The sequence below is a fragment of the Leptospira idonii genome (assembly GCF_004770995.1).
GTDB classification, from domain to species: domain Bacteria; phylum Spirochaetota; class Leptospiria; order Leptospirales; family Leptospiraceae; genus Leptospira_A; species Leptospira_A idonii.
Map to the genome: position 1 here is coordinate 27,286 of NZ_RQHW01000018.1, position 15,925 is coordinate 43,210.

The following is a 15,925-nucleotide window of genomic DNA, read 5'->3' on the forward strand; positions in this document are numbered from 1 at the left end:
AAGGCGAAAGGACGAGAGAATTCTCTCTTGTCCTTTTTGGTTTTTTCCCCTCTACTACGTTTCCTTTCTCTCTCTTTTTTTCTTCTAGTTTCCACTTCCCTTTTTCCTCTTCCGATCGCAATCACGGAAAACGAATTATCCAAACATACTAGAATCACTACAAACGCAGAAGCCTGGGAAGATGTTTCAGGAAAAACAAACATCGATTCTATTTTACAAACGCCCGATTCTTTTCCCTTTCAAAAAGCGGATTCCGATTTCATCAACTACGGTTTTACCAAATCCACCATCTGGACCAGGTTTCGGCTGGACGAAAATCTCCCAAAAGAGAAAGAATTCTATCTTCTCATCAAAGCACATAACATCGATTCTATTGAATTTTATTTCCCTGACGGGAAAGGGAATCTAATCACTAAACGATCCGGACATTTTATCCCAATGTCGGAAAGAGAAATCCCTCATAGGCATTATATAGTTTCCATTCCTAAGGAAAGTTACGGGCAGACGATCTATGTATCTTTCCGAACGGAAATTTCCCTTCAATTCGCATTCGACATTCTAACCAAGGATCAAATTCATTCCACCGATTATTCAGAGCAATGGTTATACGGACTTTTCTTCGGATGTCTGGGAATCATCATCATCTATAATCTGGCAATTGCCTTTTTTGTAAGGGATATCAACTATCTATTTTACATAGGTTACGTTTTGTTCTTCGCTTTAGGACAGATGAGCGTAATGGGATTCGCAGGATACTTTCTATTTCCGGAATCTCCCTTTTTTATGAGGAATGGAATTTCAGTATTCTTCAGTCTTTCCATGATCTTCTTCGTATTTTTCGCCGCAAGTTTTCTCAAACTGGAGAAAAGACTTCCGAAAGCATATCGATTTTCCAGAATCCTTCTGATCATTCTGATCCTCAACACCCTCTTCGGTCTTTGCGGCCAAATCTATTTGGCAACGATCGCAGTCACATGGCTCACTTCCATTCTCAGTGCCTTCATATTAGCGGTCATCCTTTGGGGATTCTACAGAAGAATCAAATCGTTCTATTATTTCGGGGCTGCCTTTTTCATTTTGATGATCTCAAGCGTCGTTTACAGCATTCTGAAAGTCACCACCTTACAAACAAATGTGTTCATTGAAGAGATGTTGTTTCCTGTCGCCTCATTGATAGACATCACTCTTTTTTCCTTCGCACTTGCGGATAGAATCCAACTCCTTCGTATGGAAAAAGACAATGCGGTTGCTGAAAATCTAATCCACCAAAGAGAAAGGGAAATCTCAAGAGACATTCTTATGCAGTCTCTGCCGAAAACTGTTCCTCAAATCACAGGAATGAATCTTCATATTTTCATACAACCTATGAAACAAGTAGGAGGAGATTTTTACGAGTTCTCTTCACCCAATCACAGAGAATTGGGAACCTTGGTCTGCGACGTTTCCGGCCATGGAATTCCCGCCTCACTTATTTCCGCGATGGGCAAAGTGGCGTTTGCCACACAAAAAGATAATATCTTTTCTCCCAAACGAGTGTTAGAGGGAATGAATCGGGTTCTTTACGGGAACTGCACTCCCCAATATCTTACCGCCGCTTATGCTTATCTGAATACGGAAACAAATACATGGAGATTCGGAAGAGCGGGTCACCCTTCCCTGTTTTTACAAAGAAGATCGGGAGAGATCATAACAATCCATCCTAAAGGCAAAGTGATAGGGCTCTTCCCAGAAATCACAGTCGATGAAGTAGGATTTCCTATGGAACCGGGAGACAGAGTCCTTCTCGTTACGGACGGACTCATTGAATCCTTCAATTCCCAAGGGGAAATGTACGGAGAATACAGGCTCATCCGATTTTTGGAATCCCAAACAGGAGTTCCGGGAGGCATCTTTTCCTGGAAACTTCTCTCCGAATTAGAATCGTTTTCAGGGAAGGTTTTAAAAGAATGGGATGACGATATTACTTTTATTCTTTTGGAACTGAAATGAAACAAAGTTACGAACTATTAGATTCAGGCGATTTTTCGAAATTAGAAATCGTGGGCGGTTATAAACTCGTTCGTTCCTCCCCCTCTTCCGCTTACGGAAAAGAAACTCCTAAAATTTGGAACGATCCTGACGCACGTTATATTAAGAACGATACAGGTTCAGGAAGTTGGAGTTTTCAGAAAAAAATTCCGGAAAGTTTTTCCATCGATTTCGCAAACTTAAAATTCAAAATCAAACTCACTCCTTTCGGCCATATAGGCATTTTCCCGGAACAAAAAACCAATTGGGATCGAATCAGGGAATTGGGCAAAAAAAAGGAAAAATTCGAGGTTCTCAATCTATTCGCCTACTCGGGAGGCTCCACCTTAGCCTGCTTAGATGCAGGAATGAGCGTCTGTCATGTGGATGCATCCAAAGGAATGGTGGATTGGGCCAGAGAGAATGCGGCTCTTTCTTCCTTAGCCGATAAACCTGTCCGCTGGATCGTAGACGATGTTTTGAAGTTCATCCAAAGGGAAATCAAAAGAAAGAAAAAATACCAAGGATTGATTTTGGATCCTCCCAGTTTCGGAAGAGGTTCCAAAGGAGAAGTTTGGAAAATAGAAGATCATCTTCCCGAACTGATGGACGCATTGATGGAATTATGCGATCATTCTCCGGAATTCGTGATTCTCAGCTGCCACAGCCAAGGATACAGTCCCCTTACATTGGAAAGAATTTTATCCAGCAGAATCAAATCCAAAGGACATTATCATACGGACGAACTGTACATCCCGGAAAAATCGGGGAAAAAATACCCTTCCGGATTCTGTTCCTTCTTTGAAAAAGGAAGGCAATAATATCTAAGTTATGCGGAATCAAAGACAATACATCACTAGTTTTTCCAACCCAAAAGTAAAATGGGTCTCTTCCTTGAAGGAAAAAAGAAACAGAGACGAGGAAAAAAAGTTTTTTATAGAAGGGTTTCGGGAAATTCAGAAAGCGGTATCCGGCTCACGAAACGGTTCCGTTCCCAGTCTGGAAATTAAAATCCATTCCTTGTTCATTTCCCCGGATTGTTTTTTGGGAGAAAACGAAGAGAAACTGATCGAAAAAGTAAAATGCCCCGTTTACGAACTTCCCAAAAAAATCTTCGAAAAAATCTCGTACAGGGACAGACCGGACGGGTTGATTGCGGTAGCAGAAACACCTAATGCTCATTACAATTGGGAAAATTTCCCTAAACTCGATTTGAATCCTATCCTCATCATTGAAGGAGTGGAAAAGCCGGGAAACTTGGGAACGATTTTAAGAACCGCAGAAGGTGCTGGTGTGGGACTAGTTCTTATCACAGATCCTAGAATCGATTTATTCAATCCGAATGTCGTGCGGGCAAGCACGGGAACTCTTTTCACCCTTCCCACATATATCTCCTCTTTGGAAGAAACGATTTCTCACCTAACAAAACAAGATTATCGAATTTATGCAGTGACTCCCGAAGGAAAAACGCTCTATACCAAACCCGATATGAAAAAAAAATCCGCGTTTCTTTTCGGAAGCGAACAGTACGGACTCACTCCCAATGCGAAAGAAAAAAGCCATGATACACTCTATCTTCCTATGTTCGGCGAAGCAGATTCGTTGAATTTAGCGATGTCTTGCGGAATCGTTTTGTATGAATCCCTCAGACAGAAAGGATAGGTTCTTCCTTTGAAAATTTATTATTACGCTTCCGGGCACGGTTTCGGTCATATCAGCCGAACCTCAGTGATTCTGGAAACGATGTTAAAAGACCCGAGACTCACGGAACTTCATTTGGTTTCGGACAGAATTTCCTTCGTGGAGTGGGATCATCCTAAACTCATCAAAAGAACGGGAAGAATGGATGTAGGAGTTTATCAAAAAGATTCCCTTTCCTTGGACGTGGGAAAAACCAAATCGGAGTTAATCGAATTCGAAAAGAATAAATCCGCCCTTCTGAGAGAAGAAACGAAGTATTGCAAAGAGAAAGGAATCAAATTGATCGTCACCGATGCAGGATCCTTCCCTATCACGATCGCACTCGAAGCGGGAATTCCTTCCGTATTCATCGGGAACTTCACTTGGGATTTTATCTATCAGAATTATGGTAAAATAGATTCTTATTTTTCAGGAATTGCAGAGATCCTACGAACGGAATACAGTTTTGCTACGGAAGCATTGTATCTCCCTTTCACTTGTCCGATGCCGCCTTTTTTGGAATCGTCAAATGTAGGACTTGTGGGAAGAAAACCTCGACTAACAAAAGAACAGGCAAAAGAAAGTTTCGGCTGGAAGCCGGATAAAAAATACATTCTAATTTCTTTCGGAGCTTACGGCTTGGAAGGGTTTTCCTTTCAGTGGGATAAACTCGATCCTAACATTCAAATCGTAGCGTACGGAGTTCCCGGACTTGTTTCGGATAGGGTGTTTACTCCGGCTCATTGTTATTATCCGGATCTAGTCACTGCCAGCGATTACGTTCTCACCAAACCTGGATACGGAATCCTCTCGGAATGTTACTACGCAAAAACACCTATTTTATATACGGATCGTGGCGATTTTTCCGAATATCCCTACTTAGTGAAATCCTTGGAAAAATATTTTCCAAGTGCATACATCAGCCATGAAGAAATTTCCAATTGCAGCTTTGAAAGTGCGATTTCTAGCATTGACAGAGAGGAAAAGGAAGTCAAAGTATCAAAGGTATCCGAAAACGGAGATTTAGAAATTTCAGAACGAATTTTTGAATATACTTAATTTTTATCAATGCCGTCCCCAGATTCTTATACAGAAAAAATCCTGCACGAATTGGAAGCCAACGAAAACGGCTTTTTCCAAATTGAAAACAAACAAGGAAAGGCGTATCTTCGTGTAACAAAGCCAGGTGTAAAAGGGCAAAAAGTAGAACTCAAAGACGTCATCTCCAGAATCCAATTGTTCGGAGTCGAAAATTACGACACGGATGTGATTCGAAAAATTTTGCTTCATTCCGACGGCAAAGAAGTGGAAATCGGTTATTGGTCCAAAGGAACTCCAGAGGACTCCTTTGTTGATATCAAAGTCAGCGAAGACAATATGAGTGCCAATCTTACACTTCATCCTCCCAAACACGGAGGTTCTCTGCTCACCGAACATCAATTAAGAGAAGTGATCGCCAATGCTGGAATCAGCGTGGGAATTATAGATTCGGTAATCATTGCCTGCATTAGAAACCCGGAATTTTTAATCCCCATTTCTTTCGCAAAAGGAGTGCTTCCGATTCCGGGAAGGGATGGAGAGATCAAAATCCATTTTCGTTCCGACAACAAACCTCAGTTAGAAGAAGATGAAAGAGGAAGGATCGATTACAAAAACATAGGAATCATCCAGTCAGTAAAACCGGGAGATCTGCTCGCAGAAAAAATTCCCCCTAAGCCGGGAGAATACGGAAAAACGGTCACGGGCACTCTCATCCCCTATCCGGAAGAGAAAAAGGTCGAGTGGATCATCGGTTATAATGTGGAAGAAAAAGCGGACAAACTCTATTCCAAAATCGCAGGCAGACCCATCCTAGATAGAACAGGCGAAATCAGAGTTGATCAAGTGGTTCAATTGGAAGCGGTCGACTACTCGACGGGAAATATCGATTTTCCGGGAACCATCATTGTAGAACAAAAAATAGGCGATGGTTTCTCTCTTACCACCAGCGGAAGTATCATCATTAAAAGTTCCGTAGGAAAAGCCTTTCTCAAAGCCAAGGGAGATATCGTTCTGTCAGGCGGCTTTATGGGAAGAGGAGAAGGTTATATAGAATCCGAAGGAAATATTTATGCGAAATTCGTGGAACAGGGAAAACTCACTGCTTCCGGTTCCATCTTCGTAGAAGAAGCGGCGATGCATTCCGAACTTTCCGCCAAAGATTTCATACAGGTTTTGGGAGGGAGAGGAGAGATCATCGGAGGCACCGTGATTGCAAGTAATTCCGTCACCTGCTCTAAATTAGGTGCAGTTGTGGAAACTAAAACAAAAGTCGCAATAGGAACTCCTCCCGAACTTTTGGAAGAATTGAACCGAATGAAACAAGATCTTTCGGAAAAAGAAACCACTTTAAAAAAGGTGCAGCTTACGTTGCAAAAACTCCAGGAACAAGGCCAAAAAAAGGAATTAAAGCCGGAAGAAAAGGAAATGGTTTCCAAGCTGAAAGAAGCAAATGAAAAATATACGGTTCTTTTAGAGTCCCTTCAAAAACAATTCGATACCGCTTTGGGTTCCTATGAACCGAATAAGAATGCTTATGTGGAAGTGGAAAGAGAGATTTTTCCAGGTGTGGAAGTGAGCTTCGGACTAGGAAAAATCTACAGACCGGGTCTCAACTCTGCCATTGGAAAAACTGTGGTTCAATTGGGAAGTGACGGTTCCGTGCAAACAGACAGAACCATTCCTAGAGAAAAAAGAGAATCGTAAAATTAGTTTTTAAAAATCTAAGATAAGAGGAAACCTGAATGGGAAATCAATCTCCGATCACTTCGTCTTCTTCATCTCGTTGAATTCTTTTTTCGGGAGTCATATCGGAATCAACGGACTTAGCGATTTCTTTGGATTTAGAAACCTTTCTTTTTTCGAATTTAACTCTGCTGAGTTCCTTTTTATCGAAAACAACCCATCGTTTATTTTTGAAGCCTTCCACAGTCCTAAATTGAAATTGAGAAGAAGGAAGTAGAAAACTTGCGTCAGGAGTATGATCGAAAGAAATATCAGGAATACGAGACCAGTCGAAGTAATTTCCTTGTTCCTCGAAACCGATTTCTTTTTGAATTTCCCCGAAAAGAATTTCAATCGACGATTCCGTAGACCAAATATAAAAACCTGTTCTTTCGTAATGAGAAACAACCGATTTCACTGAATTGTATTTGGAAACAACTAACAAAAGTTCATCCGGCTTAACTCTTTGTAATCCGTCCGCCAAATCGGATGCGAAATCTTTAATTTCCGCTTCTTCGAATACATAACGATCCAAGTTGCCGTAAGAACTTTCTTGTTTGTATCTCAAGTTTCCCAGAACATCCAAAATTTTTTCTTCGGAAATTTCCAATGGATGTGCAAAACGAGAATCTAAAGATTTTTCAACTTTAAGTCGGATGTTTTCTCTTTTTACGCTGTAAATCGCAAATTCATTGTTTCTAAAAAGAAGATCTCTCGATCTCACTCCTGTGGTACATGCGTCAAACAAAGTAAATGCGAGCAAAACAAAGAAAAAAAACTTAAATTTCATAATTAAGATTCCAAGGCTTTAGTAAATTCGGGAAATTTTGTGATGTATTCATCGAAGGTGAGAATGGACAAAATATGATTTAGACCGGAGAGACGAAATACAGAGTTGAGGTTCTTATTGAGATTGGTTACGTAAATTTCAATCCCTCTGTTATGAAGCGCAGAAGAAGCTTTGATCACAGCGCCGATCCCGGAAGAATCCAAAAATTTCACCTGAGCAAAGTCCAAAGTGAGTTTCCCGAATTTATGCCCTTCCATCGATTTTTCGAATTCTTGGTAAAACTCTCTTGAGTTTTCCATCAAAATATCCTTTTGAATGGAAAACAATAGGTGGTTGTCTTTGCTATGGGTTTGAATCAACATACTAGAGGAAGAGTTAGCAATAAGTTACCGAAACAAAGTTTTGTGTCAAGAAATTCGAATAGAGTTTAGGCGAGAGGAGCCAAATCTTCCAGGTTCATTTCCAGATCATGGGGATATCCCTCTTTGTCGTTGTAGATCACTAGGGCTTTCTCTGGATGAATTTCTTTGATTTCCACAGTGGAACCGGTAAAAATAAAAATTCCTTGGTGCAGAAAAGTTCTTTTGGTAAGTTTTACCTTGTCTCCCACTTTCATCGTAAAAAATTCATTCCTTGTCGGTCGGATTCAAATAGAGATCTTTTCCGGCCTTTTTCATTACTTCGAAAATATGCATTTGTTTTTGATCGACTCTGGTTCCGATATCGTAGAGAGCATCGGTGAAATCAGCGCCTTCTATATTGGCTCCCGCCAATTTGGCCCAACGAAGGTCAGCGCCTCTGAAATTGGCGTTTCTAAGATCAGCGCCGTTGAAAAAAGAAGCTTTGAGGTTGGCGCCTGAAAAATTGGCTCCTACAAAACTGGAATTTTGAAGAAAGGCATTGTGAAGATCCGCACCGGAGAAATCAACTCCGTTGAAATTTTCCTTTTCCAACATAACGCTAGAAAGTTGAGCCTCTTTCAAATGGCCTTGTGCGGACAAAAGATCCATCGCTTTCGCTTTGGTGACTCTTTTTTCAGAAGGAACCCCTCCTCCATTTTCCCAATCTTCCACTGCTTTTTTCAAAGCGGCAACTGCAGATTCAGGATAGTTTTTTCTTCTTTCCGGGAATTCGAAGAGTGTTTCCAAAGTCTCTGGAGTTAAGCTGCGAAGCTCCTCCATGGTTTTGCCTTTGGCGTATTCAGTTGCCATGGCCAAAGCTACGATTCCAAAACCGCAACCTGTTGTCGTATAACTAGCATCTTCTACAGTGGATTGGGAATTTACCTTGAGGTAGATGCGATATCCGTCTCCACAACCTGTGTTGCGGTAGTAGGATACCACATTGGCATCTTCCATTTCTCTATAATTCAACCTTTGGTCGTTGATTTCCTTATATCTTGCAAAGTCCATCACTGCCATGCGGTTTACTCCTTAGAGATGATCTAAAATTTAGACGGGTTCCGAAAGGAAACCCTACTTCATTTTGTATTTTTTCTTAAATTTATCTACTCGACCGGTTGTATCCACAAGTTTGGACTTACCGGTAAAGAAAGGATGGCAGTTAGAGCAAATCTCTACACTGATATCCCCTGCATAGGATCTAGTTTCGATCACATTGCCACAGGCACATTTGATTTTTGCAGCAACGTATTTTGGATGGATGTCAGTCTTCATATAGGCGCCTTTTACTAATTAGTGTTCATACTTGCCAAAAATTGATCATTCGTTTTGGCAGAACGCATCTTTTCGATCAATAGTTCCATACTTTCGGTGATGCTCATAGGAGAAAGTACTTTTCGAAGGATAAACACTCGAGTGAGAACATCTTGAGGAAGAAGGAGCTCTTCTTTTCTCGTTCCGGAGCGGTTGATGTCGATGGCAGGAAAAATCCTCTTGTCTGCCAGTTTGCGGTCCAGATGGATCTCCATATTTCCCGTTCCCTTAAACTCCTCAAAAATCACCTCATCCATACGAGAACCTGTGTCAATGAGCGCAGTAGCGATGATGGTGAGGGAGCCTCCCTCTTCGATGTTTCTAGCGGCACCGAAAAATCGTTTTGGTTTGTGAAGTGCGTTGGAATCCACACCACCGGAAAGGATTTTTCCTGAGGTAGGTACCACTTGGTTGTAGGCACGAGCCAAACGAGTGATGGAGTCGAGCAGGATGACCACATCTTTTCCATGTTCCACCAGTCGTTTTGCTTTTTCGATGACCATCTCCGCCACTTGAACGTGCCTTTGGGCAGGTTCGTCGAAAGTGGAACTCACTACCTCTCCCTTCACATGGCGAGCCATATCGGTTACCTCTTCCGGTCTTTCATCGATGAGGAGAACGATTAGGAAAATTTCAGGGTGGTTGCGAGTGATCGCATTGGCAATGGACTGCATCAAAATCGTTTTACCGGTTCTAGGCGGCGCTACGATCAAAGCTCTTTGCCCCTTTCCGATCGGACACATTAAATCCATAACCCGAGTGTCCAGATGGCTTGGGTCGAATTCCATGTTGATTCTTTCGTTAGGATAAAGAGGAGTTAAGTTGTCGAAAAGATTTCTTTTTTGAGCCACATCCACCGGATAACCGTTGATCGACTCTACCCGAAGCATTGCGAAAAATCGTTCCGCTTCTTTAGGAGGACGGATGAGACCTTCTACTGTGTCTCCCGTTCTCAAACCGAAAAGTTTGATTTGGGAAGGAGATACATAAATATCATCCGGACCCGGCACATAATTATAATCAGGCGATCTTAGGAAACCGTAACCATCGGGGAGTTTTTCCATAACTCCTTCCGCATGCACCTGACCGTCTTTTTCGGTCTGCGCTTGAAGGAGCGCGAACATTAGGTTTTGTTTTTTCAAACCGTGAGTGTTTTCCACTCCCAAACCTTTGGCAAGGTCTGCCAGTTCGTTGATGTTTTTTTTCTTTAATTCTACTAAGTCGAGAGGAGGAGGGATGGGACCTTCGTATTGGCGGCGTTTCTTCTTGAATTGTTTTGGGGGTTCGTTCCCCTCTTCTTGGTCCATTATGCCATTTGAATATTCTGGCTGTTCTTCTTGAGAAGTGTATTGTAGTTCGTCTTGTTTGCGTGATGCCATAGAAAGTTACATAACTGTAGATTTTTTAGAATTTTTGAATTTGGGAAACCATTTGTGCAGTGAGGTTGCTAGTGAAACAGCAATTGCGTATCGAGGCTTAGTAGATGTTTTACTAAATGGTAAGGAAAACTTGAGGCTTTGGAAAAATACGTCAACGCCTTTTTTTTGCCTTTTTTACAACTTTGCCCTTCTTCGCCGCAGTTTTGCCTTTCACTGCAATTTTTTGACGAACCGATCCGCTTTTTTTCGAAACTTTTTTCGGTTTGGAAGCCGGTTTTTGAGGCGCTCGCACTTCGATTTTAGGAACGATCCCTCTTTTACGAGGAATCACTTTCTTTTTCTCGGACTCTGATTCTTTGAATCTTTCCTGGATTTTCAAGTATTTGATTCTATTTTGCAGAGTGGTTCTGGGGATTTCCAAATCCGAAGCGGTATGAGAGATATTATTTTTGTTTCGTTTTAAGGTTTCGTAGATGTAACGGGACTCCATCTCTTCTAACACTCGTTCTAGTGGATATCTGGATGCGAATGCTTCTTCCAGGCTGGGGAATACATTCCCTTGTTTGGAAACATTTTCCAATTTGGAAGAGAGAGAAGAAAAATGATAAAGGAAGCCGACTACTTTTTTGTCTTTTTTCAAAGTGACTATGCGGATAAATGCATCCAGTTCTTTTACAATGGATTGAAGCTGATGAGTGGAATGGTCTTTGGATTCCATTTCCAAATCGTTTTCTTTCAAGTAGTTGGCGAATAACTCTCTGTTCAAATCTCTAAGATAACGTTCCGCCACTTGAACGGAGTCTTTGAAAAAAGGAAGAGGAAGGAATTTTTTCTCAAATGCTTCGTTGTAAAAAATGGTCTCCCCTGCTACATCCGTGGACAAAAGTCCGTCAGGGAAATTGGCGAGAATGAGTTCCATGTACCAATGAATGGAATCTTGAGAGTCTCTTTTTTTCTCTTGTTTGGCGGCGATCTCTTCCAGTTTAGGATCTCTCGCTAAAGAAGCATCCAGTTTAGAAAACTCTGCCAAAAATCTAGGTTTGTCCCAAAACTCTTTTCTTTCTCCGAACGAATCCAAAACAGGAATGCGGGTAGATTCCTTAAAAAAGCCGATGATGTTTTCGTTTAGATCTGTTTCTAGGATTTCGGAAGGGATCTGTTCGTATTCTGCACGTTCCTTCCCTAGGTCAGCTAACTCGCGCAATACTCTTTCCTTGGAAATGAGCCCGAGCAGACTGCCGGACTCACCTACTACAGGAAGATGAGTCGCTTTGGTCAAAAGAAAATGTTTGTAAATAGATTCGATTTTCACAGATCAGAGTCATTTTGAGAAAATTCTCCCAAGTGAAAATCGAAATTTTTAGTTTTCTCGGATGGAGCTGGACTTTTGTTGATTCACTGTTTGGAAAACCGGTTCGGCCCAAACATTAGCAGCAGTTTGATATCCTTCGGGGATTTCGGCATTTTGCGTTCTGAGAGATAGTAAGGAATAGAGAATGGATCGTTTATATGTGTGTAGAGACATATGATAGTTTCCCGATAGGAAAAAATCTTTTGCATGATCTTTCTCGCTTTTGGCCATGGAAAGGTAACGTTGGATTTTTTCCTTCGTTTCCCATTCCAATTTTTTACCGGAAGATTTTTCATCCGTTTCCAAACTATAATAAGAACTTTGCGCTTTTTGATAGATATCTGCGGAAAGTTCTTCCAATTTAGGACAAAGTTTTCTCGCAGCATAAACCACTTCTCCTTCTGCAAGAGAAAGAGTTTTTTCCATCTGAGCTCTTCCTCCCGCACGATACACTTCTTCCACTTCCGTACGAACCGTTCTAAGAGGATTTTTTCCGGGCTCTTCCTGAATGGAAAAGCTATCTTGGATGTCAGTGATCAGAGAAATTTTTTGATCGAATTGTTTTTTCCTCTCTCTGTAGGAAAGAGTCGATTTTCCAATCAAAGAAAAAGAAAAAAACAAAAGGATCAGGTAAACTAGGGGACGCATGGTTATTTCTTAGGAGCCTCTTCGGGATAAGTGGCTTTTCCTTGTTCGTCGAATTTTGGAACAGGAGGAACGGATTCTCTTTTAGCACCTTCGGTTTCTTTGATCTGAAGGTTAGCCTCTTGCAGAAGATCCAGTCTCTTGGAAGTGATGAAGCCGTAGTTGTCGTCGTGTTGTTCCAAAAGATCCAAAGGTTTTGCGTCAGGATTGCCCGGAGGAGCAACTGTTCTTTCCATTCTTTTGTTTTCAATGAAGTTGATCAAAGTATCTCGCACTTTCTCGTAGTTTCTTTGTTTTTCTTCGTTGCGTGCTTCTTTCAAATCTTCGTTGGAACGGTATTGGTATTCCGGTTTATCTTCATCGGGAGTTTTGGAATAGATCATCGCAAGGATTGCGAATCTTTTAGCTCTTCTAAGAGTCAAGATTCCTTCTTTATACAATGTTAGCTTGTAGCGGAATTGATGAGGGCTGGAGTTGAGTCCCGTTGTATAAAGATCTTCCGCAGAACGAAGGTCTCTGAAGCCCAGTCTAAGAAGCGCCTTGGAAGAGTTGTCGTTGGAACGGATGATGGAAGGAGCCGCAGATTCCAACAAGGAACGAGCGTCTTCGATATATTTTTGAATCACTACTTCAAAAATATTTTTCAATTCCCCTTGTGCCCCTCTCAACTGACGGAAAGCGTAAGTGTAGTTACTTTGCAGATACCACATGTTTCCACTAAAGTCCGTTTGGTTGGCGGCTTTCAATAATTTGAAATAATCGTTTTCCAGATTTTTCTTTGCAGGTTCCGGTGCCGGCTGACCTGGTGCAGGAGTGACAGTAGCCGCTTCTTCTTGAGGAGGAGCGAGATTACTCAATGCAACATTAATGAAATTAATGTTTTCTTTATTTTCGAATATCAATATCCCCAAATTCGTCTGTTCGGGGGACACTGCGTTCAAGTGAGAGATGTGCAAACTTGAAAGCGCAATCAAAAGGATGAATTTCCATTTTCCCATAGCTATACCTTGTTTAAATATATCGGAGCTATGGGAAAATCCTAGAATCATTTTTACATTTTTTGGATGCGTTCGATGGCGGAAATGACATCCTCCCTTTTTCCGAAGGCGGAAAGACGGAAATATCCCTCTCCTGCAGGCCCAAATCCGGAACCTGGAGTTCCCACAATTTGGGCTTTATTCAGCAATTCGTCGAAAAATTCCCAAGATTTTAGGTTTCTAGGGGTCTTCAGCCAAATATAAGGAGCATTTTGGCCTCCAAATACGCTGTATCCGGACGCAGACAAACCTTCTCGAATCAAACGTGCATTTTCCATATAATAGGCGATTTGTTCTTTGATTTCGATCTGACCTTGAGGAGAGAAAACTGCTTCCGCTCCTTTTTGAGTGATGTAAGATACTCCGTTGAATTTTGTGGTATGTCTTCTGCTCCAAAGGGAATTGAAAGAAACCTCTTCTCCTTTGCTTGTTTTTCCTTTGAGTTCCTTAGGAATCACAAGATAAGCGCAACGAGTTCCTGTAAAACCTGCCGTTTTAGAGAAAGATCTAAATTCCATCGCCACTTCTTTGGCACCTGGGATCTCATAAATGGATTTAGGAATGGCAGGATCTTGGATGAATGCTTCGTAAGCGGAATCATAAAGAATGATAGAACCTGTTTTTTTGGCAAAATTCACCCATTCCGTCAAACGAGCTTTAGATGCGACCATACCGGTAGGATTGTTCGGATAACAAAGATAAATGATATCCGCTTTTTCTTTCGGGAAATCGGGTTCGAAGGAATTGGCTTCTGTCGCCGGCATGTACACTATGTTCGCATAATGACCGCTTTCTTTCACTTCCCCCGTTCTTCCCGCCATCACGTTCGTATCCACATAAACGGGATAAACAGGATCCACCACCGCAATTTTGCTGTCTAAAGAAAAGATTTCCTGAATATTTCCGCAGTCGCATTTGGATCCGTCGGAAACGAACACTTCATCTTCGGAAAGAGTCACTCCTCTTTTGGTATAATCGTGTTCTATGATTTTCTGAAGTAAGGAAGAATAACCTTGTTCCGGGCCGTAACCGTGAAAGCCGGAAGAAGTTCCCATTTCTTTAGCGGCATCCACCATTGCATTTACGATGGTAGGAGCCAAAGGCAAAGTCACATCCCCGATACCCAAACGAATGATTCTTTGGTTAGGATTCGCTTCCGAATAGGCTTTTACTCTTCTACCGATTTCAGGAAAGAGATAACCTGCTTTTAGTTTTAAATAGTTTTCATTGATCTGAGTCATTTTTTTCCTCCCTAGATTCTCCAATTAATTTACGGGAACGAAATCCGTCATTATAGCCGTGTTCGTATAACACGTCTTCTTCGCCCCAAGTCCAACAATAATATCCTTTTCCATTATCGAAATCAACCAGCCAAAGTCCCTTTACATCAATGCCTAAACTTAGGATCTCATTGGACCATGCCTGTACCAAAGAGGAGATCTCCTCTTCCTTTTCTTCCAAAATATTTTCCGGAAGAATTTTATTTCTGATTTCGTCCGCGAGTTTACTCGATTTACGATAGTATTCGCTTGTGATGTCTTTGACTAAAGGCAAGGCTTCTTTTGCTTCATCTAAGGTCCAAACCTTTCTAGTCATGATGATTACCTGGTTCCTCCGAAAGGAACTCCCAAACTCATACAAAGAAGAGCCATTCTCACGACCACTCCGTACTTCGCCTGACGAAAGTAAGCTGCATTAGGAAGATCATCCACATCTGTGGACAATTCGTTCACTCTAGGAAGAGGATGCAGGATGGTGGTGTCTTTTTTGGAAGCAAGAACCAGCTCCTTATTCACTTTATAGATATCTTTCAATTTTTCGTATTCTCTATGATCGGGAAAACGTTCTTCCTGGATGCGAGTCACATAAGCTACGTCCGCATCCCAAAAGGTTTTGATATCTGTCGTTTCTTCCCAAGTCATCGGGAAACCGGATAGATTCTTTTTGTATCCTTCCGGCAGTCTTAACTCTTCCGGAGAAATGAGATAAAGATGCACAGGGTAATGTCTGAGAAGATTGATTAAAGAATGAATGGTTCTTCCATATTTGAGGTCTCCGATAAAGGCGATGTTCAAACCTTCTATTTTACCTTTTTCGGAAATGATCGTATAAAGATCGAGTAGTGCTTGAGTGGGATGCTGCCCTGCTCCGTCTCCTGCGTTGATGACAGGGATGGAAACGGCTCCTGCTGCGATGCGGGAAGAACCTTCTACAGGATGACGGATGACTGCGATGTCCGCATAGGCTTCGATCATCTTCATCGTATCGTAAAGGGTCTCCCCTTTGGAGATGGAAGAAAACTGAAACCCTACCGTGGAAACCAACCTTCCACCTAACCTTTCCATGGCAGCCTCGAAGGAAAGTCTGGTTCTTGTGGAAGCCTCGAAAAAGAGGGAAGCGAGAAGTTTGCCTTTCAAAATCCCGAAGGCTTCTCCGGTTTCATGTAAGGTCTGCATGACTCTGCTTTTTTCGATGATGAAATCGAGGTCTTCTTTGGAAAACTGAAGGGTGTCTAAAATGTTCCGATGAGAGTAGGATTGCATAGGGCGGAAATCTTT

Annotated in this window: 17 protein-coding genes; 5 read left to right on the forward strand and 12 right to left on the reverse strand. The window is 41.7% G+C overall.

The genetic code is table 11. From position 1 onward, the window contains the following. The first annotated feature begins 27 nt into the window (after window positions 1-27). Genes EHS15_RS05960 through EHS15_RS05980 form a run of 5 tightly spaced genes read left to right on the forward strand, consistent with a single transcriptional unit; the run spans window position 28 to window position 6,432 of the window. Window positions 28-1,989 (forward strand): SpoIIE family protein phosphatase, encoded by a 1,962-nt coding sequence (locus tag EHS15_RS05960; protein WP_246051912.1) that lies wholly within the window; start codon window positions 28-30, stop codon window positions 1,987-1,989. Next, the gene (locus tag EHS15_RS05965) at window positions 1,986-2,828 is read left to right on the forward strand and encodes a class I SAM-dependent methyltransferase (protein WP_135759642.1); all 843 of its coding nucleotides are present in this window, start codon (window positions 1,986-1,988) and stop codon (window positions 2,826-2,828) included. The genes EHS15_RS05960 and EHS15_RS05965 overlap by 4 nt, the downstream gene beginning before the upstream one ends. 10 nt (window positions 2,829-2,838) lie before the next feature. Beyond that, window positions 2,839-3,669: a TrmH family RNA methyltransferase gene (locus tag EHS15_RS05970; RefSeq protein ID WP_135759643.1), complete on the forward strand. Its 831-nt coding sequence runs from the start codon at window positions 2,839-2,841 to the stop codon at window positions 3,667-3,669. Window positions 3,670-3,678: 9 nt separating this feature from the next. After that, on the forward strand, window positions 3,679-4,746 hold the full coding sequence (locus tag EHS15_RS05975; RefSeq protein ID WP_135759644.1) for a glycosyl transferase: 1,068 nt from the start codon (window positions 3,679-3,681) through the stop codon (window positions 4,744-4,746). Between the two features lie 9 nt (window positions 4,747-4,755). Further along, window positions 4,756-6,432 carry a DUF342 domain-containing protein gene (locus tag EHS15_RS05980; RefSeq protein ID WP_135759645.1) on the forward strand — a complete coding sequence of 559 codons (1,677 nt, stop codon included), beginning with the start codon at window positions 4,756-4,758 and terminating at the stop codon, window positions 6,430-6,432. Window positions 6,433-6,478: 46 nt separating this feature from the next. Here the strand turns inward: EHS15_RS05980 and EHS15_RS05985 are convergent, their stop codons facing one another. The 12 genes from EHS15_RS05985 to pyrB all read right to left on the reverse strand — a co-directional run bounded on the left by EHS15_RS05985 (window position 6,479) and on the right by pyrB (window position 15,910). After that, window positions 6,479-7,240, reverse strand: a complete 762-nt coding sequence (locus tag EHS15_RS05985) for an LA_1326/LA_4305 family lipoprotein (protein WP_135759646.1) — start codon at window positions 7,238-7,240, stop codon at window positions 6,479-6,481. 2 nt (window positions 7,241-7,242) lie between these two features. Continuing rightward, window positions 7,243-7,602 carry an STAS domain-containing protein gene (locus tag EHS15_RS05990; protein WP_135759647.1) on the reverse strand — a complete coding sequence of 120 codons (360 nt, stop codon included), beginning with the start codon at window positions 7,600-7,602 and terminating at the stop codon, window positions 7,243-7,245. A gap of 65 nt (window positions 7,603-7,667) precedes the next feature. Further along, the gene (locus EHS15_RS05995; RefSeq protein WP_135759648.1) at window positions 7,668-7,856 is read right to left on the reverse strand and encodes a hypothetical protein; all 189 of its coding nucleotides are present in this window, start codon (window positions 7,854-7,856) and stop codon (window positions 7,668-7,670) included. A gap of 10 nt (window positions 7,857-7,866) precedes the next feature. After that, a complete protein-coding gene (locus EHS15_RS06000; RefSeq protein WP_135759649.1) occupies window positions 7,867-8,661 on the reverse strand; it encodes a pentapeptide repeat-containing protein in 795 nt (264 codons plus the stop codon). A 54-nt stretch (window positions 8,662-8,715) separates the two neighbouring features. Beyond that, window positions 8,716-8,916, reverse strand: a complete 201-nt coding sequence (gene rpmE, locus EHS15_RS06005) for a 50S ribosomal protein L31 (protein WP_135759650.1) — start codon at window positions 8,914-8,916, stop codon at window positions 8,716-8,718. Window positions 8,917-8,930: 14 nt separating this feature from the next. Further along, entirely contained in the window at window positions 8,931-10,334 is a 1,404-nt protein-coding gene (gene rho, locus EHS15_RS06010; protein ID WP_135759651.1) for a transcription termination factor Rho, read from the reverse strand. 151 nt (window positions 10,335-10,485) lie between these two features. Continuing rightward, window positions 10,486-11,646, reverse strand: a complete 1,161-nt coding sequence (locus EHS15_RS06015) for a CBS domain-containing protein (protein WP_246051913.1) — start codon at window positions 11,644-11,646, stop codon at window positions 10,486-10,488. Window positions 11,647-11,694: 48 nt separating this feature from the next. Then, complete coding sequence (locus tag EHS15_RS06020) at window positions 11,695-12,333, reverse strand: hypothetical protein (protein WP_135759652.1); 639 nt, start codon at window positions 12,331-12,333, stop codon at window positions 11,695-11,697. A gap of 2 nt (window positions 12,334-12,335) precedes the next feature. Continuing rightward, window positions 12,336-13,328: an adhesin OmpL37 family surface protein gene (locus EHS15_RS06025; RefSeq protein ID WP_135759653.1), complete on the reverse strand. Its 993-nt coding sequence runs from the start codon at window positions 13,326-13,328 to the stop codon at window positions 12,336-12,338. A 53-nt stretch (window positions 13,329-13,381) separates the two neighbouring features. Beyond that, window positions 13,382-14,608: an LL-diaminopimelate aminotransferase gene (locus tag EHS15_RS06030; RefSeq protein ID WP_135759654.1), complete on the reverse strand. Its 1,227-nt coding sequence runs from the start codon at window positions 14,606-14,608 to the stop codon at window positions 13,382-13,384. After that, window positions 14,592-14,963 (reverse strand): DUF2203 domain-containing protein, encoded by a 372-nt coding sequence (locus tag EHS15_RS06035; protein ID WP_135759655.1) that lies wholly within the window; start codon window positions 14,961-14,963, stop codon window positions 14,592-14,594. The genes EHS15_RS06030 and EHS15_RS06035 overlap by 17 nt, the downstream gene beginning before the upstream one ends. A 5-nt stretch (window positions 14,964-14,968) precedes the next feature. Continuing rightward, the gene (gene pyrB, locus EHS15_RS06040) at window positions 14,969-15,910 is read right to left on the reverse strand and encodes an aspartate carbamoyltransferase (protein WP_135759656.1); all 942 of its coding nucleotides are present in this window, start codon (window positions 15,908-15,910) and stop codon (window positions 14,969-14,971) included. Window positions 15,911-15,925: the final 15 nt, after the last annotated feature.

What these genes read in the sequence shown, in the direction of transcription:
- EHS15_RS05965 (WP_135759642.1), top strand. Translation starts at nt 1,986, where the DNA reads ATGAAACAAAGTTACGAACTATTAGATTCAGGCGATTTTTCGAAATTA.
- EHS15_RS05970 (WP_135759643.1), top strand. Translation starts at nt 2,839, where the DNA reads ATGCGGAATCAAAGACAATACATCACTAGTTTTTCCAACCCAAAAGTA.
- EHS15_RS05980 (WP_135759645.1), top strand. Translation starts at nt 4,756, where the DNA reads ATGCCGTCCCCAGATTCTTATACAGAAAAAATCCTGCACGAATTGGAA.
- EHS15_RS05985 (WP_135759646.1), bottom strand. Translation starts at nt 7,240, where the DNA reads ATGAAATTTAAGTTTTTTTTCTTTGTTTTGCTCGCATTTACTTTGTTT.
- EHS15_RS05990 (WP_135759647.1), bottom strand. Translation starts at nt 7,602, where the DNA reads ATGTTGATTCAAACCCATAGCAAAGACAACCACCTATTGTTTTCCATT.
- EHS15_RS05995 (WP_135759648.1), bottom strand. Translation starts at nt 7,856, where the DNA reads ATGAAAGTGGGAGACAAGGTAAAACTTACCAAAAGAACTTTTCTGCAC.
- EHS15_RS06000 (WP_135759649.1), bottom strand. Translation starts at nt 8,661, where the DNA reads ATGGCAGTGATGGACTTTGCAAGATATAAGGAAATCAACGACCAAAGG.
- rpmE (WP_135759650.1), bottom strand. Translation starts at nt 8,916, where the DNA reads ATGAAGACTGACATCCATCCAAAATACGTTGCTGCAAAAATCAAATGT.
- rho (WP_135759651.1), bottom strand. Translation starts at nt 10,334, where the DNA reads ATGGCATCACGCAAACAAGACGAACTACAATACACTTCTCAAGAAGAA.
- EHS15_RS06020 (WP_135759652.1), bottom strand. Translation starts at nt 12,333, where the DNA reads ATGCGTCCCCTAGTTTACCTGATCCTTTTGTTTTTTTCTTTTTCTTTG.
- EHS15_RS06025 (WP_135759653.1), bottom strand. Translation starts at nt 13,328, where the DNA reads ATGGGAAAATGGAAATTCATCCTTTTGATTGCGCTTTCAAGTTTGCAC.
- EHS15_RS06030 (WP_135759654.1), bottom strand. Translation starts at nt 14,608, where the DNA reads ATGACTCAGATCAATGAAAACTATTTAAAACTAAAAGCAGGTTATCTC.
- EHS15_RS06035 (WP_135759655.1), bottom strand. Translation starts at nt 14,963, where the DNA reads ATGACTAGAAAGGTTTGGACCTTAGATGAAGCAAAAGAAGCCTTGCCT.
- pyrB (WP_135759656.1), bottom strand. Translation starts at nt 15,910, where the DNA reads ATGCAATCCTACTCTCATCGGAACATTTTAGACACCCTTCAGTTTTCC.